Genomic DNA, 25020 nt, shown 5'->3' on the forward strand with positions numbered 1-25020 from the left:
TGTGGCCTTGCTGATCCTGATGATTGGCCTGGCAACCGGCTGGCTGGTCGGAGGCTGATCCCATGGCACAGCGTTTTGGCGGCAAATACAGCCCGGATGGCCGCGACAAAGGGGCCGAAAAAGACCCCGCCTCCGGTCACAGCACCTCCAGCGCCAACAGCTACCGCAGCGCCAAAGTCGACCCCGTCGGCATGCGCGCCAATCTGATGGCGCTGCCTGCGGGACTGGTGGCGCTGATGTCTGTCTTCTCGGACACAGCCGGTCTGGCGTTTGGCCTGCTTGCCGCAGCCACTTGGGCCGGTTCGGCCTATCTGCTGCGCGATGGCCTGCGGGCTGAAGCCGCCTATGATGATCGCAAAGTTGCCCGCCGCCCTGCCCTGCCACGCAAAATCCTGGCCGCCCTGCTCTGCGGTGTCGGCGCCGTGTTTGCTGCCTGGCGACAGGATCCCGGCGCCCTCAGCGCGCTGATCTATGCCGCAGCGGCAGCTGGCCTGCATCTCGCCGCCTTTGGCCTTGATCCCCTGCGGGATAAGGGCGCCGAGGGCATTGATGATTTCCAGCGTGATCGCGTCGCCCGTGTTGTAGACGAGGCCGAAACCTATCTCGCGGCGATGACCGATGCCGCCCTGCGCGCCCGGGATCGTCAGGTCGAACAGCGGGTTGAGGCCTTTCAGGAGGTGGCGCGTGACCTCTTTCGTACGGTTGAGGAAGACCCCCGCGATTTGACCGGGGCGCGGCGCTACCTCACCGTCTATTTGATGGGCGCGCGCGATGCGACGATCAAATTTGCCGATATCTATACCCGCAGTGGCGACACCAAATCGCGTGAGGACTATCTGACTCTGCTGCGCGATCTTGAGGAGAACTTTGCCGCCCGCACCCGCAAGATGCTGCTGGAAGATCGCACCGATCTGACCGTTGAAATCGACGTGCTGCGGGATCGTTTGCAGCGCGAGGGCGTTCATCTGGACACCCGCTGACACAGCCATAAGGAATTTGCACATGTCCGAGACGACCCAGAAGAAAGCCGCCAAGGAAACGCAAATCGTTTCCGAGATCACCGCGATTGAACTGCCGGAACCGGTGGCTGAGATCCAGTCGCTGGAGCAGGCCGATGAGGCCACCAGCGCCGATATCCAGTCCCGTATGGCGCAGATCGACATGTCGGACAGCAATTCGATCATCAATTTCGGCTCCGGTGCCCAGGCGGAATTGCAGCAGATCAGCCAGGCCATGCTGACGGATGTCCGCAACAAGGATGTTGGCCCGGCCGGTGACAGCCTGCGCAATATCGTGACCACCATTCGCGGGTTTTCGGTGTCGGAACTGGATGTGCGCCGCAAGCGCAGTTTCTGGGAACGCCTGCTGGGGCGCGCGGCGCCTTTTGCCAAGTTCACCGCCCGATTTGAGGATGTTCAGGGCCAGATCGACCGGATTACCGATAATCTCCTCGGCCATGAGCATCAGCTGCTCAAGGATATCAAATCGCTGGATCTGCTTTATGCCAAGACGCTGAGCTTTTATGATGAGCTGGCGCTTTATATTGCCGCGGGAGAGGCCAAGCTGGCCGAGCTGGATGCCAATGAAATCCCGGCCCTGGAGGCCGCTGTTGCCGCCGCGCCTGAGAGCGATCAGGTGATGCGCGCACAGGAGCTGCGCGACATGCGCGCCGCCCGCGACGATCTGGAGCGTCGGGTACATGATCTGAAACTGACCCGTCAGGTCACCATGCAGTCGCTGCCTTCGATCCGGCTGGTTCAGGAGAACGACAAATCGCTGGTGACCAAGATCAACTCAACGCTGGTGAACACGGTGCCGCTCTGGGAGACCCAGCTGGCGCAGGCGGTCACCATCCAGCGCTCAGCCGAGGCTGCGGCCGCCGTGCGTGATGCCAATGATCTGACCAATGAGCTGCTGACCTCCAACGCTGCCAATCTGCGCGAAACCAACAAGGTGATCCGTCAGGAGATGGAACGCGGCGTTTTCGACATCGAAGCGGTGAAGCAGGCCAATGCCGATCTGATCGGAACCATCCAGGAAAGCCTGCAGATCGCCGACGACGGCAAGGCCAAACGCGCTGCGGCTGAGGAAGATTTGAAAAAGATGGAAGCCGAGCTGCGCGACACATTGGCCGCCGCCAAAGCGCGCCGCGACGGTGTAGGCGACACAGCTGCCACGGCGGTCCCCGGCACCGCATGAGCAAGGCCCACCCCATAAGACCGCGGCCGCCCCGGCGGCGATTGATCCCAGCGGTGCTCGCCACGCTCGCTGGGACGGCGCTTCTGATGGGGTGCGATCCACTGGCTGAGCGCACCTCGCTGGTGCCGCCGACGCGGCCCGCAGGTCTCGCGCCGGCGCCAAAGCCCCCTTCTGCCGAAAGCCAGCGTCTGGCCCGCTACTACGGCGCACTGCAGCAGGATCTGCTGACCCGTGGGCTGTTGCGCACCGATGGTGGCGGGCCAGAGACGCCTTATGATGCGGACGATCTGCGCCGGAATTTTGAACAGATTGCCTTTTACGACGAATATGGCAGCAATAACCTGCGCACCTCCGGGGCGTTGGGGCGTTGGCAGGGGCCGGTGCGTCTGCGCGCCGACTTCGGCCCCTCCGTCAGCGCGGAGCAACAGCAGAAAGACCGCGCAACGCTGGAGGCCTACGCCGCCCGTCTGGCCCGGATCACCGGTCATCCCATCAGCACAACGACCAGCCGTGCCCGCGCCAATTTCAATGTGATCTTTGCCGGCGCGGATGACAGCGCCTATGTGGCGGGGCGGGTGCGGGACATCCTGCCGTCGATCAGCGACGCCGATCTTCAGGTCTTTGCCAACCCGCCGCAGAGCTATTATTGCCTGGTGCGCGCCGGGGGGCTGCAAGCGGATCCGTCATCCTATATGCGCGGAGTGGCTCTTATCCGCGCGGAACACCCCGATCTGGCCCGCCGGAGCTGTATCCACGAGGAGATCGCTCAGGGCCTTGGCCTGCGCAATGACAGCCCGCAGGCGCGGCCGTCAATCTTCAACGATGATGATGAATTTGCGCTGCTGACCAGTCAGGACGAAAAACTTCTGCAAATCCTGTACGATCCGCGCCTGCGCCCCGGCATGTCCGCCGATGAGGCCCGGCCCATCGTGCAGGCGATTGCCTATGATATCATGGGGGAACCGCGCTAAGCGCGACTGTCTCCCGCCCGCGCCTCGGCGCGCCCAACATTGTGCTGCCCTGCACGCCCGCCATGATGCCAGCCGCATCGCCGAAGGAGGATGAAACCATGGGTATTTTCGACTTTCTCAAGGGAGAGTTCATCGACGTCATCCACTGGACCGACGACACCAATGACACGCTGGTCTGGCGCTTTGAGCGCGAAGGCCATGCGATCAAATATGGCGCCAAGCTGACGGTCCGCGAAGGTCAGGCGGCGGTCTTTGTTCATGAGGGTCAGCTGGCGGATGTCTTCACCCCCGGTCTCTACATGCTGGAGACCAATAACATGCCGATCATGACGACGTTGCAGCATTGGGATCACGGGTTTCAGTCGCCATTCAAATCGGAGATCTACTTCGTCGACACCACCCGGTTCAACGATCTGAAATGGGGCACCAAGAACCCGATCATGGCTCGCGACCCGGAGTTCGGCCCCGTGCGTCTGCGTGCCTTTGGCACCTATAGTATCCGGGTGGTGGACCCGGCCCGGTTCCTGACCGAGATCGTCGGCACCGATGGCGAATTCACCATGGATGAAATCTCCTTCCAGATCCGCAATATCATTGTGCAACAGGTGAGCCGGGTCTTGGCAGGCTCTGGCATCCCGGTGCTGGACATGGCGGCCAATACGGCTGATCTGGGCAAGCTGGTTGCGGCGGAGATTTCCGCCACGGTCGCTGAGTACGGCATCGCGATCCCGGAACTCTATATCGAGAATATCTCACTTCCCGCCGCCGTCGAACAGGCGCTGGACAAGCGCACCCAGATGGGGATCGTCGGTGATCTTGGCCGCTACACGCAATTTTCTGCCGCCGAAGCGATGACCGCCGCCGCCCAGACGCCCAACAGCGGGATGGGGACCGGTATGGGCATGGGGATGGGCATGGCGATGGCCCAACAGATGGCGCAGATGGCGCAACCGGGTGCCGCCAGTCATGCAGCGGGTCAGCCCGCCGGTCCCTGGGGCGCACGGCCCGCACCCGCTGCCCCGCAACCGGCGCCGCAGGCCGCTCCCGTGGCCCCGCCGCCTCCACCGGTGGAACATGTCTGGCACATCGCTGAAAATGGCCAGACCAGTGGCCCTTTCTCTAAGGCCCGCCTTGGACGGATGGCGCAGGAGGGCGCGCTGCGCCGCGACAGTCTGGTGTGGACCCCCGGTCAGGATGGTTGGAAAGCCGCCGGTGATGTGATGGAACTGGCGCAGCTCTTCACAATCCTGCCCCCGCCACCGCCGCCACCGCCACCTGCCCCGGCGGGCTGACACCCGATCACACATGGGGCGCCACGACATTTGGCGCCCCGTCTCGCGGACATCGCAGCCCTCTCGCCACGAAGGATCCCGCAGGTATGACACGCCACAGCGCGCTCAAATGGCTCCAATGGCTCAGCCTCGCTCTTATCGTCTACTTCTATCTGGTGGAGCCAGACGACAACAGCGTCCCCCCAGGGCTGGCGTTGGCGACCCATGCCGGGGTTGGGTTGATCCTGTCAGTGGTCGTGCTGTTCTGGACCGCGATCTATCTGCGCAGGGGGCTGGCGGGGCGCGCTGGTCCGAAGCTGCCCGGCTGGGCCAAGCGGTTCCACGGGCTGAACCACCGCGTATTGCAATTCGGCTTACCGGTCATGGTTGCTACCGGGGCACTCGCCGGGTTGCTGGCCCCCTTTGCGATCCACGCCTTTGGTGTTGTTCCGATCAACCCCGGCGTCGGCAGCCGCAGCCTGCATGAATTGGCTGAAGAGGTGCATGAAATCGCCTTTGACACGCTGCTCATCGTCATTGTGCTGCATGGGGTCTTTCATCTCTGGCGTCATTTCCTGTTGAAGGACAACGCCCTACGCATCATGGTGCCAAAACTGCTGCATAAATATCTTTGAGGCTCCCCCGTGACCCCAACCCCACCTCCGCCGCCGCCCGGACCGCCTGTTGTCGAAAGCTCTGATACGGCCAAGGCCCAGCCTCCGCTGGAAGACCACAGGTTCCCTTGCGAACAATGCGGCGCAGACTATCGTTATGACCCGCAAAACGGCACGCTGACCTGCGATCACTGCGGCCATCAGGAGGCGATCCGATCTGGTCCATGGCGCGGTGGCAGTCTGCGCGAGTTGGATTTCGACACCGCGCTATCCTCTGGTCTGGCTGAGGCCGACATGGAAGAAACCCGTGTACTGCGCTGCCCCAATTGCGCCGCACAGGTGGAACTGGACCCAAAGGACCACGCCGGCGAATGCCCCTTCTGCGCCACGCCCATGGTCACGGATACCGGCACCCATCGCCATATCAAGCCAAAGGGTGTGCTGCCCTTCGCCTTTGATGAGCGCAGCGCCCATAAGGCGATGGCGGACTGGCTGGGTCAGCTGTGGTTTGCGCCAAACGGTTTGCAGAAATATGCCCGTAAGGGGCGGCGGATGGACGGGATCTATGTGCCCTATTGGACCTTCGATGCTGAAACCCGATCCCAGTATCGCGGTCAGCGCGGCACGGTCTACTATGTCACCGAAACCGTCGTGGTTGATGGCAAACGCCAGTCCCGGCAGGTGCCGAAGGTGCGCTGGCGGCCTGTCTCGGGGCGGGGACAGCGGTTCTTTGACGATGTTCTGGTGCTGGCCTCCAAGAGCCTGCCGAAAAAGAACACCGACGCGCTGGAACCTTGGGATCTGTCGGCGCTGGAGCCTTATCAGCCGCAGTATCTGGCCGGGTTCCGGGCGGAGGCCTATGCGGTGGAGTTGGCCGACGGTTACAGCGAAGCCAATGCACGGATGCGCCGGGTGATCGAACGCGATGTGCGGTTTGATATCGGCGGCGACCGGCAACGCATTGAATATATCGACAGCAATTTCTCCGATATCACGTTCAAACATGTGCTGCTGCCCGTCTGGCTCGCGGCCTATAAGTATCGGGGCAAAACCTATCGGTTTGTGGTCAACGGACAATCGGGCCGGGTGCAGGGCGAACGCCCCTACTCCGCATGGAAGATCGCCGCAGCCGTTGCAGTGGCCATGGTGATCGGTGCCGCCATTGCCTATTTTGGCACCCGCTAGAACGGCCACGCGGCGCAGGGAGCCTGAATACCCCCTCGCAAATACAGGATGAGGACGCATCATGACGACCACCCTTCCCGCCCTTGATGCGCTGCTGCGGGCGCGCCACAGCTGCCGTGCGTTTCGCCCGGATCCGGTGCCGCGCGCGGTGATCGAGGATATTCTGCGCTGCGCACAGAAAGTTCCGTCCTGGTGCAATGCCCAACCTTGGCAGGTGACGCTGTTCAGCGGTGCGGCTACCAACGCGCTGCGATCTGCGCTGATGGAAGCGGTGATGAAAGATCCCGTTGCGCCGGATCTGCCCTTTCCCGAACGCTACAGCGGCGAATACAAAACCCGCCGCCAGGCCTGCGGCTGGGCGTTATATGAGGCGGTGGGTGTCGAACGCGGCGATCGCGCGGCGTCACACCAGCAGATGATGCGCAATTTCACCCTGTTTGACGCCCCCCATTGTGCCATTCTGACCAGCCCCAAGGAGCTTGGCCCCTACGGCGCGCTCGACTGCGGTGGATTTGTTACCGGTTTCACGCTGGCCGCAACAGCTGCCGGTGTGGCCACCATTGCGCAGGCTGCGGTTGCCACATATGCGCCGATGCTGCATGAATTCTGCGACATACCAGAAGACCGCACGATCCTCTGTGCGCTGTCCTTCGGCTACGGCGATCCAGACCATCCTGCCAATCAGTTTCGAACCGAGCGCGCCGAATTGGACGAATTTACCAGCTGGCGCGACTGACGCCCCGATCCCAGAATAGGAGAGATTATGCGTGCTCTGATTCAACGCGTCTCTGAGGCTTCTGTCCGTGTTGACGGTGAGGTCATCGGCGATATCGGTCCCGGCCTACTGATCCTGATCTGCGCCATGGAAGGCGACAGCGAAGCACACGCCGATCAGATGGCTACCAAGATCAGCAAGCTGCGGATTTTTCGCGATGAAGCAGGCAAGATGAACCGCTCCGTGAAAGACATCGGCGGCAGCGCCTTGGTCGTCAGCCAGTTCACCCTTGCCGCCGACACCCGCCGGGGCAATCGTCCCGGGTTTTCCAATGCTGCCGCCCCGGACCTGGGGCGCGCGCTGTATACCAGATTTGCCGACCAACTGGCGGCGCTGGATGTGCCTGTGGCGCGCGGATCCTTTGGGGCGGATATGCAGGTCGCTTTGGTCAATTCCGGCCCGGTGACCATCTGGATGGACAGTGCCGACTGGTGAGCTTGCACAGGCGCGAATGTCGCGTTTCGTCCGGTCCGAGCCGATGCAATCCGCCCTGCCTCACCACGTAAAACTGCGATAAAGACGCGAAATCCCGGCCTGATGCCAGTGACCCTTAACGGGTCTATGATCCCCTCCATGGACCCGTTCTAGCAGAAAACGCGCTGATTTTCGCCAGCCATCGGCGAATACCTCGGTGTGAGCGGGATAATATTTGGTCTCTGATCCGGGAGGCTTTTTTCCACATATTGTCCCGCCAAGCATTCACTTCCAGCCAAATACGACATACCAGTCGCAAAAGGCGACGGGATCACCGTCTCTTGAAGACTTCGCCGTCCCTGCTGGCGCCAAAAAGGACGCTAATAAGGGTTGCGAGGTCGCATCAAATGCGCAAACCTTGAATGACAATTCAAGAAATGACGTGTTCAGCGTCTAAATACGACAGGGAGTCCGCAATGAAAGACCAACTTGATTTCATGACGCAAAGCGTCACCTCCGGTAAAATGACCCGGCGTGAATTCATGGGCAAAACCGCAGCACTGGGGATCAGCGCCGCTGTTGCAGGCAGCATGTTTGCCCGCGCAGCCGAGGCCGCAGGCCCGGTCAAAGGGGGCACGCTGAAGCTCGGCTCCATCGGCGGTGGCAGCACCGACTCGCTGGATCCGGCCGTGGCCGCCAGCCAGGTGCCTTATCACAACCTCTATCAGTTCGGCGAAACGCTGGTGAATGTGACGCCCGAGGGTGGCATCGAAAATCGCGTCGCCGAAAGTGTCGAAGCCAGCGCTGACGCCAAGACATGGACCTTCAAAATCCGCAAGGGCGTTGAGTTCCACAACGGCAAGCCGGTGACCGCTGAGGATGTGATGCGCACCATGGAGCGCCACTCCAACGAAGACAGTAAATCCGGTGCTCTGGGCATTATGCGTGGCATCGAAAGCATGAAGGCCGATGGTGACAACTTCGTCGTTTCGCTGACCACACCCAACGCCGACCTGCCCTATCTGATGGCTGATTATCACCTGATGATCCAACCCGATGGTGGCTTTGACAACCCGGCAGCAGGTATCGGCTCCGGCGCCTATATGCTGGAAGCGGATGAACCCGGCGTGCGCCACATGTGGAAGAAAAACCCCAACTACTGGGATGACAGCCGTGGCCATGTAGATGAGGTCGAGATCGTCGTGATCAACGACGCCACCGCCCGTATGGCGGCGCTGCAGTCCGGTCAGGTCCACATCGCCAACCGTGTTGAGCCGAAGGTCGCAGGTCTGCTGGATCGCGCGCCAAACCTGACGGTGCGCAATGCCGCGGGTCCGGGTCACTATGTGTTCATCATGCATTGCGACACAGCGCCGTTCGACAACAATGAACTGCGTCTGGCGCTGAAGTACGCCATCAACCGCGAAGAAATGGTCGATAAAGTGCTGCGCGGCTACGGCTCTGTCGGCAACGACATGCCTGTCAACGCAGCCTACCCGCTGTTTGACGACAGCATTCCGCAGCGCCCGTTTGATCCGGCCAAGGCGGCTGAGCATTACAAGAAATCCGGCCACGACGGCAGCCCGATCACCCTGCGGGTGTCGGATGTTGCCTTCCCTGGTGCTTTGGACGCAGCACAGCTGTTCCAGCAGTCCGCGAACGCAGCTGGCATCCCGCTGGAGCTGAAGCGTGAACCCGGCGATGGCTACTGGTCGGAAGTTTGGAACGCACAGCCCTTCTGCGCCTCCTACTGGGGTGGCCGTCCGGTGCAGGACCAGATGTATTCGACCGCTTATCTGTCGACCGCAGACTGGAACGACACCCGCTTCAAGCGCGAAGACTTCGACAAGCTGTTGTTTGCCGCGCGCGGTGAGTTGGACGAAGCCAAGCGCAAGGCGCTCTATAGCCAGATGGGCATGATGGTACGCGACGAAGGCGGTCTGATCTGCCCGATGTTCAACGACTTCATCGAAGCGACCAGCAGCAAGGTTCAGGGTTGGGTGGTGGATTCCACCGGCGACACCATGGCCGGCAAGTGGTCGCATAAGTGCTGGTTGGCCTGATAGAGGTCTATGCCATGCACCCCGTCGTAAAACTTGTGTCCCAGCGCCTAGCGCTGGGACTAATTCTCTTGATTGCCGCATCCGTGCTCATTTTCATGGGCACCCTGATCCTGCCCGGCGATGTGGCGCAGTCCATTCTGGGCCAGTCGGCCACCCCTGAGGCGCTCGCCAATCTGCGGGAAGAACTGGGCCTGAATGAACCTGCCATACTGCGCTATTTCGACTGGCTGTTCGGCGCTTTGCAGGGGGATCTGGGCACTGCTCTGACCAATGGTCAGGACATCGCAACGAGCATCGGCCGCCGCCTTGGCAATACGCTGTTCCTGGCCTTCTGGGCTGCTGTTATCTCGGTTCCGCTGGCAATCTTTCTGGGCCTTCTGGCAGTGCGCTACCGCGACCGCTGGCCGGACAAGCTGATCTCGGCCGTGACGCTGGCCTCGATCTCGATCCCGGAATTTCTGATTGGCTATCTGCTGATCTATTTCGTTGCGGTGCAGATGGGCTGGTTCAGTTCTGTCGCAATGATCAATGATTCCATGAGCCTGCTAGAGAAACTCAACGCCATTGCCCTGCCTGTTGCAGTGCTGACGCTGGTGGTTTTGGCGCATATGATGCGGATGACCCGTGCGGCGATCCTCAATGTGATGCAGTCGGCCTACATCGAAACAGCCGAGCTGAAGGGCCTCAGCACCTTTCACGTGATTGCCCGCCATGCGTTCCCCAACGCCATTGCACCGATCGTCAATGTGGTGATGCTGAACCTTGCCTATCTGGTGGTGGGCGTGGTGGTGATCGAAGTGGTCTTTGTCTACCCCGGCATGGGGCAGTATCTGGTCGACCATGTGTCCAAGCGTGACGTGCCTGTGGTGCAGGCCTGCGGTCTGATCTTTGCCGCTGTCTACATTGTTCTGAACATGATCGCTGACATTGTCGCTATCCTGTCCAACCCGCGTCTGAGGCATCCGAAATGAAGAATATCCCTATCTCTGCAATGATCGGGCTGTTCTTCACGGCCCTCTACTTTCTGATGGCGATCTTTGCGCCGCTGTTGGCGCCCTATGGCATGGCGGAAATCGTTGGTGACGTCTGGGAGCCGCGTTCTGCGGAGCATCTTCTGGGCACCGACAACATTGGCCGCGATCTGCTGAGCCGGATGATCTACGGTGGTCGCACAACCATCTTCATCGCCACCGCAGCCACGATCCTGTCGTTTACCACGGGCTCAATCCTTGGCTTCTTTGCCGCAGTCGCGGGCGGCTGGGTCGATCAGGTCATGTCGCGGCTGGTGGATCTCATCATGTCGATCCCAACGCTGATCTTCGCCCTTGTCGTTCTGTCGGTGATGCCGGTCACGGTACCGGTGCTGATCGTGGTCATGGGGCTGCTGGACTCCACCCGTGTCTATCGCCTGGCCCGTGCCGTCGCGGTGGATATCGAGGTCATGGACTACGTCGAAGCGGCCCGCCTGCGCGGGGAGAGGACCGCCTGGATCATCTTCCGCGAGATCCTGCCCAACGCTCTGTCACCGCTGGTGGCCGAAATGGGCCTGCGGTTCATCTTCATGGTGCTCTTCGTCTCGACGCTCTCCTTCCTCGGCCTTGGCGTGCAACCGCCGGAAGCCGACTGGGGCGGCATCGTGAAAGAGAACAAGGAAGGCATCGTCTATGGTATCCCGGCGGCTCTGCTGCCCGCCATTGCAATCGCCACCCTTGCGATCTCGGTCAACCTTGTGGCGGACTGGGTCCTGAACCGCACAACTTCTCTGAAAGGAGGCCGCGGATGAGCGAACCTCTTATGAAAGTGCGCAATCTGAAGATCGGCGCAACTGTCTACCCGCCGGGTGAAAAGCCGCATGACATCGAAATCGTGCATGGTGTCAGCTTTGACCTGCAACCGGGCAAGGTGCTGGGGCTGATCGGGGAATCCGGCGCGGGAAAATCCACCATCGGTCTGGCCTCCATGGCCTATGGCCGCGGTGGGGTCAAAATCACCGGCGGCGAGGTCTGGGTGAACGGTCGCGACATCCTGCAGTCAAAACTGCGCGATATCCGCCGTCTGCGCGGTGGCGAGGTGACCTATGTGTCGCAATCGGCTGCTGCCTCCTTCAACCCGGCCAAAAAGATCATGGAACAGGTGATCGAAGCGGCGGTTGAGCAGGGCAAATTCTCCAAGAAAGAGGCCGAGGCGCGCGCGCGGACCCTCTTTGCCAAGCTGGGCCTGCCAGATCCCGATAATATCGGCGAGCGTTACCCGCATCAGGTCTCAGGCGGCCAGCTGCAGCGCTGCATGACCGCGCTGGCGCTCTGCCCGGAGCCGGATCTGGTGGTCTTTGACGAGCCGACAACGGCGCTGGATGTGACCACCCAGATTGAGGTGCTGATGGCGATCAAGGAAGCCATCCGCGACACAGGTGTCGCCGCGCTCTATATCACCCATGACCTCGCGGTTGTGGCGCAGGTGAGCGACGACATCATGGTGCTGCGCCACGGCAATATGGTGGAATACGGCCCTGTTGATCAGATCATCAACGCACCGCAGGAGGAGTATACTCAGGCCCTGGTCTCGGTCCGCTCCATCACCCATGAGGAGAAGGCCCCCACCCCGGAACCGGTGCTGAGCGTGCGCAATATCACCGCGCGCTACAAGGGCACCAAGTTCGACGTGCTGCACAATGTGAATGTTGACCTGCACCCCGGTCAGACATTGGCGGTGGTTGGGGAATCCGGCTCTGGGAAATCGACACTCGCACGGGTGATCACCGGCCTCTTGCCGCCGCGCGAGGGCGAGATCGAGTTCGCAGGCCGCACCCTGTCCTCCGATCTGGCGGGGCGCAGCCGCGAAGATCTGCGCGAGTTGCAGATGATCTACCAGATGGCAGATGTGGCCATGAACCCGCGCCAGACCGTGGGCACCATCATCGGGCGCCCGCTGGAGTTCTACTTCGGCATGAAAGGCGCGGAGAAGCGCAAGCGGATCATCGAACTGCTGGATGAGATCGAACTGGGCGAAAGCTTCATGGATCGCTACCCGGCAGAGCTGTCGGGTGGGCAGAAACAGCGTGTCTGCATTGCCCGCGCCTTGGCCGCCAAGCCGAAGATGATCATCTGCGATGAGGTCACCTCGGCGCTGGATCCGCTGGTGGCGGATGGCATCCTCAAACTGCTGCTCGAATTGCAGAAGATCGAGAATGTCGCCTTCCTCTTCATCACCCATGACCTTGCCACAGTGCGGGCGATTTCGGACAATATCGCGGTGATGTATCAGGGCCGCGTGCAGCGCTATGGCGGTAAAACCGAGGTACTGTCGCCACCCTTTGACGACTATACCGATCTGTTGCTCAGCTCGGTGCCGGAAATGCGTTTGGGCTGGCTGGAAGAGGTCATCGCCAACCGCAAGATGGAAAGCGCCGGCAACTAGCAAGCAGGCAGTGCATATCACCTCTCATCGCAGGCGACTGCGGCGGGACGTTCTCAAAGGCGGTCGCAGGTACAATCCTCACGACCGCCTTTTTAACTCACCTCTATAAGACCCTGGGTTCTGCGATGGACAACAAACTTCTCCTCATCATCTTGGACGGCGTCCCCTGGCGCAATTTCCGTCGGCTGTTTGGCAATCTGGAAGGCTGGGTCGACAGCGGCGAGGCACGGGTCTGGAAACACCGGGCGGTGCTGCCGTCGATTTCCGCCAGCTGTTATGCCTCGATCCACACCGGCGTGGTCCCGGCTGAGCACGGCTGCACCGGCAATGGCAATGTCTTCCGTCTGGGGCACAAGGATGTATTCAGTCAGGTACGTCAGGGTGGTGGCGTGACAGGTGCAGTTGCCCATAGCTTCTGGTCCTCCTTCTTCAATCGCCATCCCTATGATCCGGTGCGCGATGTGGAGTATGACGAGGCCGACAGCGCCACGATCAATCACGGGCGGTTCCATTCGATGACCGGCTACGGGCTGGTCAACCAGATGACCCCCTCCGACGTGGACCTCTTTGGCACGCTAACCAATCTTTGCCTACGCTTTGGCCTCAACTACGGCATGCTGCACACCTGCACGCTGGATTGCATGGGGCACCGGTTCTTTCACGACTGTCAGGAGATGGATCACGCCTGTTTCGTGATGGACGAGATGCTGGCCCCGTTCATTATCAAATGGCGCGACATGGGCTATGAGATCATCGTCACCGCAGATCATGGCCAGGATGAGCGCGGCCACCACGGCGGGCGCAGCCCCCTGCAACAGGAAACCGCGCTTTATTACTTTGGCGATGCGACAGGCCCTGCAGAGGATGTGGTGATTGATCAGCTGCAACTGGCCCCCACCATTCTCAGCCGTCTTGGTGCGCCAATTGCCGACACGATGAAGGCAAAATCTTTCCTCAGCTGAGGATCCGTGGCAGGCTTCTTTGGATGATCGATGTATTCGCCCGACAGGAGCCTGCCATGACCCGACATTGCCTTGCCCTGATACTGCTGCTTCTGCCGCTGCCCGCATTGGCGCAGGATGGCTGTGACGATCTTTGGTTCACGCGGAATCTGATCATGGACCGGGCCGGTTATTGCTTCGGGTCGACATTGGGGCGAAGCGTCTTTGACAATAGCGACTGTCTGGGCAAATCGGTCGCGCTTGACCCACACAGCAATCGACAGGTGCAGGAAATCCGGGGGCTAGAGCAGTTTCACGGCTGCAAGGTCAATACCAAGCGCCGTCAGCTGGCACTGAATGACACCCATCTGCGCCGCCTTCTTGTCGATCTGCCGATCCGCGATGAATTTGAAAGCGCCTGCCTTGGCTGGCTTGGTGGTCCGGTGCCGCTCTACTCAGGTCACAGTGCAGGAACGGCGCGAATAGGAGTGATCCAGCCCGGCGATGTCATTGGGTATTCCCATCTCCCGGTGGGCAACTGGTCTTATGTGACCACCCACACGAGCGACTGGCGCGTCAAAAGCGGTGGATGGTACGACCGCAGTGCCGCACCCGAACAATGCCGTGACTTTGCAGGCTAGGGTCGGCGTCACTCATAAGGCCAGAGCCCCTGCCCCAGCGCTTCCACTGCAACGGAAATCCTCTCAAAACTGTCGCGGGCGCGGCCAACGCTGTGGCGGGCGCGCAGATAGCCGTGGACCAACCCCGGCTCATTGATCCAATGTGCCTTGCCCCCGGCTGCCAAAATCTTGTCGCGGTAGTGACGGGAGTCATCGCGCACGGGATCGCAATCAGCGGTGACCAGCACGGTGGCAGGCAGATCTGAGAAATCATTGTCAGCAAGCGGTTCCAATGTCGGGTCAGTGCCGACCTCACTTCCCTCCGGGCGCCGCAGCTGTCCATAGAACAGAATGTCATCCCGCGTCAGCATTGGGGCCTGCGCATGTTCCAGATAAGAGCCTTCGTTGATGTCACCGCCAAAGGCCCCGTAGATCAGCACCTGACCGACCAGCCCCGTGAGCCGTCCACGGGCATGATGTGCCACCGCAGCGCAGAGATTGGCACCGGCGCTGTCCCCGGCCAGGACCAGATCGCCATCGAAGCTGGCAGAGATCCACTGGCAGACCGCCCAGGCATCTTCAAAGGCAGCAGGATGCAGGTGTTCGGGCGACAGACGGTAATCCACAGCGACCACGCGATAACCGGTTTGCGCGCAAAGCTCGGCACAGACGTCGTCATGGCTGTCTAACCCGCCAACCACAAACCCGCCGCCATGACAGTACATCACCGTGCAGCCCGGTTCTCCGGCGGTGTAGATCCGCACCGGAACGGCACCCACCAGACGATCCTCGCAGCTGACACTATCAGGACGCGCCGCGCGAAACTCAGCCGCCATGGCGTCATAGACCTTACGCTGTTCGGCAATCGACAGATCCACCGCGTCATCCGGATAACATTCGCCGGTCTTGCGGATAAAGGCCCAAGTTTCCTCGTCGATCAGCCGCTCGTAGTTCATCTCGCCTGTTCCTTGTGTCGTAGCACGCGGGATGAGCCTAGCAGCGCTGCGGTCAAAAACCATGCCCCAGAATTGAAAAAAGCGCCCCGGTGGGACGCTTTCTCAAACTCTTACAAAGACCAATGCCGAAGGCAGGCGATCACGCCTTGGGCAGGGGTTCCCACGGGCGGGTAAAGACCCCCAGCACATCGGAGATATCCGAGGCCTTGGCACCGTTTTCTTCGACCTGCGCGACCAGACCGCGACCTTTGTCATCGACCACCTGTTCGACACGGGCTGGCAGACCAGCCTTGAGCAGCGCGTCGTTGTAGATCCGGGTGATGGCATTCTTACGAAGATCCGGTTTGAAGACCTTGCCCACGGCGGTTTTCGGCAACTCATCCATTACAGTGACATGTTTGGGGATCGCAGCCCGCTCATGTACGTGGATTTGGCAATAGGCCAACAGCTCCTCTGCTTTAACACTGGCACCGTCGACCAGCTCGACAAAGGCACAAGGCACCTCGCCGGCATGAGCATCCGGCTGGCCGATGGCGCCGGCAAAGGCCACGGCCTCATGCCCCAGAAGCGCCTCTTCAATCTCGGCCGGGTCGATATTGTGACCACCGCGAATGATCAGATCCTTGGCACGACCGGTGATCCAGAGGTACCCGTCGCTGTCCAGCTTCCCAAGATCGCCAGTGCGCAGGTATTGATCCTTGTAGAACAGACCGTCGTTTTTCTCGACCTCGGTATAGGTGTGACCGGCATAGACACCGGGGCTGGAGATGCAGATCTCGCCAATCTCATCCACACCCAGTTCAACTGCGCCGCTCTCAGTTCCTTTGACGATCTTCACATCCGTATAGGGCAGCGGAATACCGATCGAGCCGATTTTCTTCTCACCCTGAACCGGATTGCAGGACACCAGACAGGTTGCCTCGGTCAGGCCGTATCCTTCGACGATCTTGACGCCGGTTGCTTCTTCAAACCGTTTGAACAGCTCGACCGGCAAGGGGGCCGAACCGGAGAAAGCGGTTTTCACGGTGGAAACATCCGCATCCACCGGGCGCTGCATCTTCGCTGAGATCGCCGTGGGCACCGTGATGATGAAGGAAATCTTCCAGCGTTCGATCAACTTCCAGAAATTGTCAAAGACACCATCGCCGCGATAGCCCTGTGGCGTTGGGAACACCACATGCGCACCGGAGGCAACAGCCGCCATCAGGATCACATGGCAGGCAAAGACATGGAACAGCGGCAACGGACACATGATGTTGTCTTCGGCAGTGAATAGCAGCTTGCTGCCCAGCCAACCGTTGTAGTTCATGCCGGAATAAGTGTGCTGTGCCACCTTAGGCATGCCGGTGGTGCCGCCAGTGTGGAAATAGCAGGCCACGCGGTCGCTGTCGGAATCCGCAAAGGTCAGCTCGGTGGGATGCTTGCGCAGCTCTTTGTTGAAGTTCTTGTAGTCCGCATGCGCCAGCTTGTCCTTGCCCTCAAGTTTTGGGCGGATCATCGGCACGATCCAAGACTTCGGCGGGGTCAGATAGCGGTTGAGGTCGATTTCCAGAACCGTGTTTACCTTAGGCGCGTGGCGCACCGCCTCGGCGACCTTTTGGGCCACGTCGGTCTTCGGGAACGGCTTCAGCGTCACCACCACCTTTGCCCCGGTCTCGCGCAGGATGGAGGCGATCTGCTCTGGCTCGAGCAATGGGTTGATCGGATTGGCGATCCCGGCCACAGCGCCGCCCAGCAGTGTCACAACCGTTTCGTTACAGTTGGGCAGGATATAGGCAACGACGTCCTTCTCTCCGATCCCCATGGAGCGGAACATATTCGCCGCCTGAGTGACCTTATCCTTCAGCTGGCGCCAGGTCAGGGTCTCGGCCTTGTCGGTCGGGCCCGAGAAGATCTGATAGCTGACCGCCTTGTTGTCAGGAAACTTCCCGGCCGTACGGGACAACAACCCATAGAGCGTTGTCGGCATGTTTCGCTGCCCGAAGGGCATTTCATTCACTAGTGCCAAGCAGTCCGCGGCCGTGGCAAATCCCATTGGTTTCCTCCCCTAGTCCCCTTGTGCCGGGGAATTTCAGTTAACACAAAATGATTTGAAACGGCCTGTCGTGCAAGCGCGCCGACAGGGTCACGTCAAGGAAGCCTGCGCTTTGACGCAGCGACATTTGACAGTTTTCAACCTTGAAACCGAAATAGTGACCGTTTGAGGCGGGATTTGCCTATTCTGCAGCCAGTCCATCGGTGAACTGCAGCCGCGCCAGACGAGCGTAAAGACCGCCCTCGGCGACCAGTTGGTCATGGGTGCCGGTGGCCACGATGCGCCCCTCTTCCATGACCACGATGCGGTCTGCCTTCTTCACGGTCGCCAGCCGGTGCGCCACGATCAATGTGGTGCGCCCCTGGCTTAGCTCGTCTACAGCCGCCTGCACCAGACGTTCGCTTTCCGCGTCAAGCGCAGATGTCGCCTCGTCCAGCAGCAGCACCGGCGCATCACGCAGAATGGCACGGGCAATCGCAATCCGCTGTTTCTGCCCACCCGAGAGCATGACACCGCGCTCGCCAACCTGGCTGTCGTAGCCTTCGGGCAGTGCGGTGATAAACTCATGCGCTGCTGCAGCTCGGGCAGCGGCCTCAACCTCAGCGTCGCTGGCACCGGGGCGGCCAAAGCGAATGTTGTCACGCGCGGACAGCGCAAAAATGACCGGATCCTGCGGCACCAAGGCGATATGTTTGCGGAAATCATCCCGTTGCAGATCCCGCAACGGCATACCATCCAGGCAAACGGCACCAGACGTCGGATCATAAAACCGCTGGATCATCTGGATGATGGTTGTCTTACCCGCACCAGACGGCCCGACGAAGGCAACCGTTTCCCCCGGCTGCACGGTCAGGGAAACATCCACCAACGCCGGGATCTGTGGACGCGCCGGATAGCGGAAGGATACGTTGTCAAACCGGATTTCCCCGCGCACTGGTGTGACAAGCGTTTGGGGCTGCTTGGGATCTTGGACCTGATCTATCGCTGTCAGCAGCTCCACCAGCCGCTCGGTCGCCCCCGCGGCCCGCTGCAATTCGCTCCAGATTTCCGACAGTGCTGCAACCGAGCCTGCAACGAGAACCGCATAAATCACAAACTGAACCAAGGTGCCCTCGGTCATCACACCTGCGCGCACGTCATTGGCGCCCATCCACAACACCCCAACCACCCCGGAGAAAACCAAGAAGATCACGATGACAGTCAGAAAGGCGCGTGTCTGGATCCGTCGCATCGACACGTCAAAGGCGGTTTCGGTTAGACGGCTGAATTCGCTCCGGCTTGCACCTTCATGGGTGTAGGCCTGAACCGTCTGAACTGCGCCCAGCGCCTCCCCCGCATTGCCAGACGAGGCCGCGATCCAATCCTGGTTCTCGCGGCTGATCTTGCGCAGGCGCCGCCCCAGCACCAGGATCGGCACGATCACCGCAGGCACGATCAGCAGCACGAGGCTGGTCAGCTTGGCCGAGGTCAGCAGCATCAGCGCCAAACCACCGATGAAGATCAACATGTTGCGCAGGGCAATCGACACGGAGGACCCCAGAACCGACTGGATCAGCGTGGTATCTGTGGTGATCCGGCTCAGTACCTCGCCGGTCATGATCTGTTCATAGAACGCCGGGCTCATGCCAATGACACGGTCAAACACCGCCTTGCGGATATCAGCAACCACCCGCTCGCCCAGCCGTGTGACCAGCGCGTAACGCAGCCCGGTGCCTGCCGCCAACAGCGCAGCGATCACAAGGGCAGCGGCAAAATACTGATTGAGGAGCGCGGCTTCGGAGATCCGGAAATTGTCGACAACCCGACGTACCGCCAGCGGCAGGGTCAGCGATAGACCCGCTGTCAACACCAGCGCCAGCGTCGCCATGGCCATCAGCACACGATAGGGACGCATGAATGGCCACAGTGCGGAAAGAACACCAACTTTGCGTGATTTCTCGCGCTCTACATCCGCAGTCGGGACCGCTTGATTTCCCGCCATGTCAGCTCCTTCGACGTTCCGTGTGGCAGGTTCTCGAGCCTGCGCATCGCCAAGGTTCATGACTGCGCAAACCTCTAAGGTCAAGCGCACAGAGACCATCATCCCTGGCCATAGCGCCGCATGCCGCAGATCAACCAGACGTGCCGCGTTGTGAAGGGTGAGTGCGCAGGCGGCACAAGTAGCAGCTGATGTGGGACATCCTGGAGCGGGTAGCGGGAATCGAACCCGCACCTTAAGCTTGGAAGGCTCTTATGATACCATTTCACCATACCCGCTCAGGGAATTTGGTCTATAAATCGGTGCTTTCTGAGCGTCAAGCGGATCTGGCGTGAAAATCTCAAATTTCGCAGCTTCGCTTGGAACCATCGACTGCCGCAGATCTGATCTTTGGCCGTGTCAGCTGCCCAGCACGCGGCCAATCCACCCCTTGCGCGGCGCGTCGTCATCGGTGGGGTTTTCGGTGTCCGCGTCGTCTGCCTCCGCGTCGGCGCCAGCTGCCTCATCGGCTTCAACAGCGCTCTGAAACCGTTCGAAGAACTGATCGGCCATCTTCTTGGCAAAGCCATCAATGATACGGCTGCCCAGCTGCGCCAGCTTGCCGCCAACTTTGGCCTCCACCTCATAGCTGAGAAGGGTCTGCCCATCTTCGCCGTCGCTCAAAGTCACATGGGCATCCCCCTTGGCAAAACCGGCAGCGCCGCCCTTCCCCTCGCCGCGCAGGGTCAGGCTGTTTGGCGCATCAAGATCTGAAAGCGTCACAGTCCCGCGAAACGTCGCTTTCACCGGACCCACTTTCTGCACAACGACCGCCGTGAAGCCATTCTCGGCGGAGCCGTCCATCTCCTGACAGCCCGGCACCGCGTTCTTCAGGGTTTCGGCATCCAGCAACCCCTGCCAGACCTCGGCGCGCGGGGCAGCTATGGTGCGGGTATCGGCAAGTTTCATAAGCGCTATTCCTTCTTCTGGCGATCGGCTGGGGATCTCAATCCTGGCAGACAGCGGACGGCCTGCATGACATTGCATAGTCTAAACCGGAACCGCCCCGATATGCGACATTGGTTGCAGGCCAACGGTGGGCTACCCCGCCTAAACGCTTTCGGTCAGCCTGTGCCGTCAGCTTGTTCTTGACCATTGTCGGTCCAGATCGCAGATCATGATCATCGCCTTCGACCTTTCGCCTATTGGTAGGTCCGCATCTCTGCTGTTAGCATGATTCTCGCCGACAGCAGCGCTTAAGTCACTGCAAGTGCCTGACCTATGCCACAGAACCAGCCGCCCGACCTCAGGAGCTCGATGACACAGACGTCCCCCACAACAGCCACGACGCAGAGCGCCACCGCCGATCCGCAAGGCTTGGCCCGCTTTGTCACCGCGCTGATCGTCGAGGATCATCCGCTGTTCTGCGACGCTTTGGCGATGACCTTGCGCGCGACAGTCGGGATTAGCACCATCGCAACCGCACCGACACTGGAACGGGCCATGGCCGAGATCGCCGATAAAGCGGCCCCCGATGCGGTGGTTCTGGATCTGAATCTGCCGGATGTTCATGGGCTGGACGGGCTTATCCGGTTGCGCAACGCCACCAGCGCGCCGATCCTAGTCGTCTCATCCATGGCGGACAATCGGGTGATCAGTGCCGCCATTCACGCAGGTGCCGCAGGTTTCGTCCCCAAGCACAGCCAGCGCGAGATCTACATCAGCGCGTTCGACGCCATCGCAAAGGGCACGCCCTTTGTCCCGCCTGGCTATGTACTGTTGCCGCGCGACAGCGAAACGCAGGACGCGACCGGGCGACTGGCGACACTGACCAATCAGCAGGCGCGCATCTTGCAGCTGATCTGTGCTGGCAAACTGAACAAGCAGATCGCCTATGACCTGTCCATCGCCGAAACCACGGTCAAGGCTCATGTCACCGCAATCATGCGCAAACTCGGTGTGCAAAGCCGCACCCAAGCAGTTCTGATCGCAAAGGAAACCAGCTTTGCAAACGTCTTGCAAGATCTGGGCTGAACTGCCTACCATCCAGCATGACACGCCCTGCCCGTCCCCGCGCCAACACCGATATCCCCGCAGCCGCACAGGCGGAGGCCGAGCGCACTCTGCCAGCTATGGCTGCCGCATTGCATCACGCCGGTCGCATCACCCGCACCGGTTTTGCAGACGCCGACGCGCCTGATGCGCTGGCGAGGTTGGCGCAGATGCTGGCGCCGTTGGATGAGCTTGAGTTGATCATTCTCTTTGTCTCTCCCCAAGCCGATATCGATGCGCTCAGCGCGGCGGCCGCACATGATCTGGCCCCCGCACAGGTGGTTGGCTGTACCACCGCAGGCGAAATCGGCGAGGCCGGTTACACAGATGGAGAGATTGTCGCCATCGGCCTTCCGCGCAGCCATTTCAGCGCCCGTGTTCTGCCGATTGACGATCTGAACGCCTATGATGCCCAGAGCCAGATCGACCAGATCATTCGCAATCGCAACGATATGGCGCGGGAGACACCACAGTGGGGATCCGAATTTGCCTTCCTGTTGATTGATGGGCTGTCGGTCAAGGAGGACGCGCTCACTGCCGATCTTGCGCCGGGGCTTGGCCCGGTGCCACTGTTTGGCGGATCCGCCGGAGATGGCAGCGATTTTGGCGCGACATATGTCCTCTGTGATGGGAAGGCACGGCAGGACGCAGCGGTCCTGCTACAGATCCGCAGCAACTGCCCGATCAAAGTCTTCAACACCGATCATCTGGTACCGACGGCCCAGCGCATGGTGGTAACCGGGGCTGATCCTGCTCGCAGACTGGTCCATGAGATCAACGCCGAACCGGCAGCGCGGGAATATGCGCGCCTGCTGGGCAAGGATCCGGAACAGCTGACCACCTTCACCTTTGCCGCCCATCCCGTCGTGGTGCGCATTGGTGGCCAGCATCATGTGCGCGCGATCCAACAGGTCGCAGACACTGGCGATCTAGTGTTTTTCTCCGCCATCGACGAAGGGGTCGTGCTGACACTGGCAGAGCCTCTCGATATGGTGGATCATCTCGACCACGCACTCTCTGCGCTGGGAGAGACCCGGACACCGGATGTGATTCTGGCCTGCGATTGCCTGCTGCGACGGATGGAGGCCCAGCAGAAACAGCTGACCCCTCAGATCTCCACGCTGCTGGCCAAACACCGCGCGGTTGGGTTTTGCACCTATGGGGAGCAGGTGAACTCCATCCATGTGAACCAGACCCTGACCGGAGTGGCCATCTACCCGCCCGAAACAGACGACACTGCGGTCAGGCCATGACCGAAGGCCTGATTGATCCGCGCGATTCTCTGGAACGGCAGAATGAAAAACTGCTGAAAATCACCGCAACCCTGATGCGCCGGGTGGAACAGGATACCGATGCCTCCGGCCTTGCCTATGCGCAGTTCGAACGCGCTGTTTTGCTGGAAGAGGAAATCCGCAGCCGCACCCGCGATCTGGAGCGCACGCTGGATCTGCTCAATCTCTCGAACGCCAAGCTCGCCGAGGCCAACCGCGAAACCGAAGCCGCGCGCGCCAATCTCGCCAATGCCATTGAAACCGTGCAGGAAGGGTTCGCGCTCTTCAATGCGCAGGATGTGCTGGTGATGTGCAACAGCCGATTTGGCATGCACATGCCGGACATCTGCGCAGATCTGCGTCCGGGATTGAGGTTTGACAGCTACGTTCAGCTGGTCAGTTCCAGCACGGCCCTGTCGCTGCCGACAGGCACGCCCCCCACCACTTGGGCTGCGCGCCGACTAGCACGACATCAGGACCGCAGCGTCATGTTCAACGTCCGCATGACCGGCAATCGGTGGGTGCAGGTGAGCGAGCACCGGACGCCGGATGACGGCACGGTCATCCTGCAGACCGATGTCACGGATATCATGCGGATCCAGCATCAGGAACGTGAACGCATTCTCGACGATCAGGCCCGCCTGATCCGCGCCACATTAGAACATCTGAACCAGGGGGTCTGCATCTTCGATCAGCAGGCCCGGTTGGTCGGGTGGAACCGGCTGATGGGGGATCTGCTGTCGATCCCGATCGGGCGATTTCGCATCGGCAGCCGGTTTGAGGGTATTTTTGAGCGACTGCGCGAGACCTTTACCTTTGCGCAGGCGGATATCGCCGATCAAGTCGCAGACTGGGCGCGCCCGCGCACCGCATTGGGGGACAGTTCAGCTTCCGCAAAGACCACCGCCGATCAGCGCGCGCGGGCTCCGCTCTCTTTCGATATTCAGCAGGGTGCGACGCGGGTTCTGACGGTGTTTATGCAGGATATGCCCGATGGCGGCTTTGTGATCAGCTTCACCGATGTCACCGCCGAACGGCAGGCCGCCCGTGCCATGAGCGAGGCACGCGACACCCTGGAACAACGCGTGCTGGAGCGAACGCTGGAGCTGGAAGACGCGCTGCAGGCCGCTGAACGGGCCAATGCGTCCAAATCCCGCTTTGTCGCTGCCGCCTCCCATGATCTGCTGCAACCCTTATCTGCCGCAAAACTCTTTGTCGCCGCTCTGGAAAGCGAACTTCCCGACGGTGCGCCTCAGGACACGTTGCATAAGGCGGCCAATGCGCTGGACAGTGTCGAAACGCTGGTCTCCGCCCTCCTTGATATCTCACGGCTGGATTCCGGTCGCGCCGAGGTCCATGTGGCCCCCCTCGATCTGGATGATCTGTTGGGCCAACTGCGGGACGAGATGCGCCCGATCGCTGATATAAAAGGACTGACCCTGCGCCTCAGACCCAGTCGGGCGCGCGTGCTGAGTGATGTGACCTATCTGAGGCGCATCCTGCAGAACCTGATTTCCAACGCTCTGCGCTACACCGACCAAGGTGGTGTCCTGATTGGCGTACGGCCCCGTCACGCCTCCGTCCGGGTTGAGGTCTGGGATACGGGGATCGGTATTGCAGAACGAGATCGCGGCCGCATTTTCGCGGAGTTCCAGCGCCTCAATGCCACGGCGAGTGCTGCTGACGGAATGGGGCTGGGGCTGGCCATTGTGGAGCGTGCCTGCGCGCTGCTTGGCCACCCCCTGACACTCAGATCTGAGGTCGGGCGTGGAACGGTCTTTGCCATTGACCTGCCCCGCGACGCCGCCCAGCCGAAGATCGGCGAGGCATCGCTTCTTGACGCGGCGCCCCCTCGCCCTGCCGCTGCGCAGCTGCCGCAATTGATCGCGCTGCTGATTGTTGCCGATACAGACCTGCGGCAGGCGCTGAGCCTCACTATGGAACAATGGCAGATCGACGTGCTGCCCTGCGCCAGCGAGGGTGAAGCCCGGACCTTGCTGGCCGAAATTGAGGTCGCCCCGGATGTTCTGCTGATCGATCTGCACCTGGGGTCAAACCTAAGCGGCGCCAAAGTCATCGAGGATCTGCGTCGCGATCTTGGTCCTCTCCCTGCATGCCTTATGTCCGCCACCCTCCGCCCAGACATCACCACGCTGGCGCAAGGACTGGATGCCCAGCTGTTCACAAAGCCGATCCACACGGAGCAGCTGCGCAGCTTTCTCAACGATCTGCGGTCCCCGCAGGTTTGATGCCCAATCAGCGCGCCCTTGCCTGAATCC

Annotated in this window: 21 protein-coding genes and 1 tRNA gene; 17 read left to right on the forward strand and 5 right to left on the reverse strand. The window is 60.8% G+C overall.

What is annotated here, in order from left to right; all coding sequences use genetic code 11:
- The first annotated feature begins 62 nt into the window (after nucleotides 1-62).
- The 14 genes from OO25_RS10735 to OO25_RS10800 all read left to right on the forward strand — a co-directional run bounded on the left by OO25_RS10735 (nucleotide 63) and on the right by OO25_RS10800 (nucleotide 14491).
- Complete coding sequence (locus tag OO25_RS10735; protein WP_040180298.1) at nucleotides 63-980, forward strand: 5-bromo-4-chloroindolyl phosphate hydrolysis family protein; 918 nt, start codon at nucleotides 63-65, stop codon at nucleotides 978-980.
- A 22-nt stretch (nucleotides 981-1002) separates the two neighbouring features.
- Nucleotides 1003-2199: a toxic anion resistance protein gene (locus OO25_RS10740; RefSeq protein WP_040180064.1), complete on the forward strand. Its 1197-nt coding sequence runs from the start codon at nucleotides 1003-1005 to the stop codon at nucleotides 2197-2199.
- 86 nt (nucleotides 2200-2285) lie between these two features.
- Nucleotides 2286-3170 (forward strand): DUF2927 domain-containing protein, encoded by an 885-nt coding sequence (locus tag OO25_RS10745; RefSeq protein ID WP_040180066.1) that lies wholly within the window; start codon nucleotides 2286-2288, stop codon nucleotides 3168-3170.
- Between the two features lie 98 nt (nucleotides 3171-3268).
- The gene (locus tag OO25_RS10750) at nucleotides 3269-4462 is read left to right on the forward strand and encodes an SPFH domain-containing protein (RefSeq protein WP_040180300.1); all 1194 of its coding nucleotides are present in this window, start codon (nucleotides 3269-3271) and stop codon (nucleotides 4460-4462) included.
- An 86-nt stretch (nucleotides 4463-4548) separates the two neighbouring features.
- A complete protein-coding gene (locus tag OO25_RS10755; protein ID WP_040180067.1) occupies nucleotides 4549-5076 on the forward strand; it encodes a cytochrome b in 528 nt (175 codons plus the stop codon).
- Between the two features lie 9 nt (nucleotides 5077-5085).
- Entirely contained in the window at nucleotides 5086-6240 is a 1155-nt protein-coding gene (locus tag OO25_RS10760; protein WP_040180068.1) for a TFIIB-type zinc finger domain-containing protein, read from the forward strand.
- A gap of 61 nt (nucleotides 6241-6301) precedes the next feature.
- Nucleotides 6302-6976: a nitroreductase gene (locus OO25_RS10765; RefSeq protein WP_040180069.1), complete on the forward strand. Its 675-nt coding sequence runs from the start codon at nucleotides 6302-6304 to the stop codon at nucleotides 6974-6976.
- Nucleotides 6977-7003: 27 nt separating this feature from the next.
- Nucleotides 7004-7450, forward strand: coding sequence for a D-aminoacyl-tRNA deacylase (dtd, locus tag OO25_RS10770; RefSeq protein ID WP_040180070.1), 447 nt, complete (start codon nucleotides 7004-7006; stop codon nucleotides 7448-7450).
- Between the two features lie 455 nt (nucleotides 7451-7905).
- On the forward strand, nucleotides 7906-9492 hold the full coding sequence (locus OO25_RS10775; RefSeq protein WP_040170369.1) for an ABC transporter substrate-binding protein: 1587 nt from the start codon (nucleotides 7906-7908) through the stop codon (nucleotides 9490-9492).
- Nucleotides 9493-9506: 14 nt separating this feature from the next.
- Nucleotides 9507-10463 carry an ABC transporter permease gene (locus OO25_RS10780; RefSeq protein WP_040180303.1) on the forward strand — a complete coding sequence of 319 codons (957 nt, stop codon included), beginning with the start codon at nucleotides 9507-9509 and terminating at the stop codon, nucleotides 10461-10463.
- On the forward strand, nucleotides 10460-11275 hold the full coding sequence (locus OO25_RS10785) for an ABC transporter permease (protein WP_040170368.1): 816 nt from the start codon (nucleotides 10460-10462) through the stop codon (nucleotides 11273-11275). Before OO25_RS10780 ends, OO25_RS10785 begins: the two co-directional genes overlap by 4 nt.
- Nucleotides 11272-12909: an ABC transporter ATP-binding protein gene (locus tag OO25_RS10790; RefSeq protein ID WP_040170366.1), complete on the forward strand. Its 1638-nt coding sequence runs from the start codon at nucleotides 11272-11274 to the stop codon at nucleotides 12907-12909. The genes OO25_RS10785 and OO25_RS10790 overlap by 4 nt, the downstream gene beginning before the upstream one ends.
- A gap of 125 nt (nucleotides 12910-13034) precedes the next feature.
- Entirely contained in the window at nucleotides 13035-13871 is an 837-nt protein-coding gene (locus OO25_RS10795) for an alkaline phosphatase family protein (RefSeq protein WP_040180071.1), read from the forward strand.
- A 56-nt stretch (nucleotides 13872-13927) separates the two neighbouring features.
- On the forward strand, nucleotides 13928-14491 hold the full coding sequence (locus OO25_RS10800; RefSeq protein WP_040180304.1) for a DUF4453 domain-containing protein: 564 nt from the start codon (nucleotides 13928-13930) through the stop codon (nucleotides 14489-14491).
- An 8-nt stretch (nucleotides 14492-14499) separates the two neighbouring features.
- Here OO25_RS10800 and OO25_RS10805 read toward each other — a convergent pair whose 3' ends face one another.
- The 5 genes from OO25_RS10805 to OO25_RS10825 form a co-directional block, all read right to left on the reverse strand.
- Nucleotides 14500-15426: an alpha/beta hydrolase gene (locus tag OO25_RS10805; protein ID WP_040170362.1), complete on the reverse strand. Its 927-nt coding sequence runs from the start codon at nucleotides 15424-15426 to the stop codon at nucleotides 14500-14502.
- A 139-nt stretch (nucleotides 15427-15565) separates the two neighbouring features.
- Nucleotides 15566-17461, reverse strand: coding sequence for an acyl-CoA synthetase (locus OO25_RS10810; RefSeq protein ID WP_040170360.1), 1896 nt, complete (start codon nucleotides 17459-17461; stop codon nucleotides 15566-15568).
- A gap of 181 nt (nucleotides 17462-17642) precedes the next feature.
- Nucleotides 17643-19442, reverse strand: a complete 1800-nt coding sequence (locus OO25_RS10815; protein ID WP_040170358.1) for an ABC transporter transmembrane domain-containing protein — start codon at nucleotides 19440-19442, stop codon at nucleotides 17643-17645.
- A 201-nt stretch (nucleotides 19443-19643) separates the two neighbouring features.
- Nucleotides 19644-19717, reverse strand: a tRNA-Gly gene (locus tag OO25_RS10820).
- 121 nt (nucleotides 19718-19838) lie between these two features.
- Nucleotides 19839-20387 (reverse strand): CoxG family protein, encoded by a 549-nt coding sequence (locus OO25_RS10825; RefSeq protein WP_040180072.1) that lies wholly within the window; start codon nucleotides 20385-20387, stop codon nucleotides 19839-19841.
- 348 nt (nucleotides 20388-20735) lie between these two features.
- Between OO25_RS10825 and OO25_RS10830 the strand changes: the two genes are divergently transcribed.
- The 3 genes from OO25_RS10830 to OO25_RS10840 are packed head-to-tail and all read left to right on the forward strand — an operon-like array spanning nucleotide 20736 to nucleotide 24990.
- Nucleotides 20736-21452, forward strand: coding sequence for a response regulator transcription factor (locus tag OO25_RS10830; protein ID WP_040170354.1), 717 nt, complete (start codon nucleotides 20736-20738; stop codon nucleotides 21450-21452).
- Between the two features lie 17 nt (nucleotides 21453-21469).
- Complete coding sequence (locus tag OO25_RS10835; protein WP_040180074.1) at nucleotides 21470-22723, forward strand: FIST N-terminal domain-containing protein; 1254 nt, start codon at nucleotides 21470-21472, stop codon at nucleotides 22721-22723.
- Nucleotides 22720-24990, forward strand: a complete 2271-nt coding sequence (locus OO25_RS10840) for a PAS-domain containing protein (protein WP_040180076.1) — start codon at nucleotides 22720-22722, stop codon at nucleotides 24988-24990. The genes OO25_RS10835 and OO25_RS10840 overlap by 4 nt, the downstream gene beginning before the upstream one ends.
- The last annotated feature ends 30 nt before the right edge of the window (nucleotides 24991-25020 follow it).

Source organism: Phaeobacter sp. S60, assembly GCF_000826845.1.
In the GTDB taxonomy this organism is placed as follows: Bacteria; Pseudomonadota; Alphaproteobacteria; order Rhodobacterales; family Rhodobacteraceae; genus Phaeobacter; species Phaeobacter piscinae.

Bases quoted from the DNA above. Each gene is read 5' to 3' on its own strand.
- OO25_RS10735 (WP_040180298.1), top strand. From the start codon at position 63: ATGGCACAGCGTTTTGGCGGCAAATACAGCCCGGATGGCCGCGACAAA.
- OO25_RS10740 (WP_040180064.1), top strand. From the start codon at position 1,003: ATGTCCGAGACGACCCAGAAGAAAGCCGCCAAGGAAACGCAAATCGTT.
- OO25_RS10745 (WP_040180066.1), top strand. From the start codon at position 2,286: ATGGGGTGCGATCCACTGGCTGAGCGCACCTCGCTGGTGCCGCCGACG.
- OO25_RS10750 (WP_040180300.1), top strand. From the start codon at position 3,269: ATGGGTATTTTCGACTTTCTCAAGGGAGAGTTCATCGACGTCATCCAC.
- OO25_RS10755 (WP_040180067.1), top strand. From the start codon at position 4,549: ATGACACGCCACAGCGCGCTCAAATGGCTCCAATGGCTCAGCCTCGCT.
- OO25_RS10765 (WP_040180069.1), top strand. From the start codon at position 6,302: ATGACGACCACCCTTCCCGCCCTTGATGCGCTGCTGCGGGCGCGCCAC.
- dtd (WP_040180070.1), top strand. From the start codon at position 7,004: ATGCGTGCTCTGATTCAACGCGTCTCTGAGGCTTCTGTCCGTGTTGAC.
- OO25_RS10775 (WP_040170369.1), top strand. From the start codon at position 7,906: ATGAAAGACCAACTTGATTTCATGACGCAAAGCGTCACCTCCGGTAAA.
- OO25_RS10780 (WP_040180303.1), top strand. From the start codon at position 9,507: ATGCACCCCGTCGTAAAACTTGTGTCCCAGCGCCTAGCGCTGGGACTA.
- OO25_RS10785 (WP_040170368.1), top strand. From the start codon at position 10,460: ATGAAGAATATCCCTATCTCTGCAATGATCGGGCTGTTCTTCACGGCC.
- OO25_RS10790 (WP_040170366.1), top strand. From the start codon at position 11,272: ATGAGCGAACCTCTTATGAAAGTGCGCAATCTGAAGATCGGCGCAACT.
- OO25_RS10795 (WP_040180071.1), top strand. From the start codon at position 13,035: ATGGACAACAAACTTCTCCTCATCATCTTGGACGGCGTCCCCTGGCGC.
- OO25_RS10800 (WP_040180304.1), top strand. From the start codon at position 13,928: ATGACCCGACATTGCCTTGCCCTGATACTGCTGCTTCTGCCGCTGCCC.
- OO25_RS10805 (WP_040170362.1), bottom strand. From the start codon at position 15,426: ATGAACTACGAGCGGCTGATCGACGAGGAAACTTGGGCCTTTATCCGC.
- OO25_RS10810 (WP_040170360.1), bottom strand. From the start codon at position 17,461: ATGGGATTTGCCACGGCCGCGGACTGCTTGGCACTAGTGAATGAAATG.
- OO25_RS10815 (WP_040170358.1), bottom strand. From the start codon at position 19,442: ATGGCGGGAAATCAAGCGGTCCCGACTGCGGATGTAGAGCGCGAGAAA.
- OO25_RS10825 (WP_040180072.1), bottom strand. From the start codon at position 20,387: ATGAAACTTGCCGATACCCGCACCATAGCTGCCCCGCGCGCCGAGGTC.
- OO25_RS10830 (WP_040170354.1), top strand. From the start codon at position 20,736: ATGACACAGACGTCCCCCACAACAGCCACGACGCAGAGCGCCACCGCC.
- OO25_RS10835 (WP_040180074.1), top strand. From the start codon at position 21,470: ATGACACGCCCTGCCCGTCCCCGCGCCAACACCGATATCCCCGCAGCC.
- OO25_RS10840 (WP_040180076.1), top strand. From the start codon at position 22,720: ATGACCGAAGGCCTGATTGATCCGCGCGATTCTCTGGAACGGCAGAAT.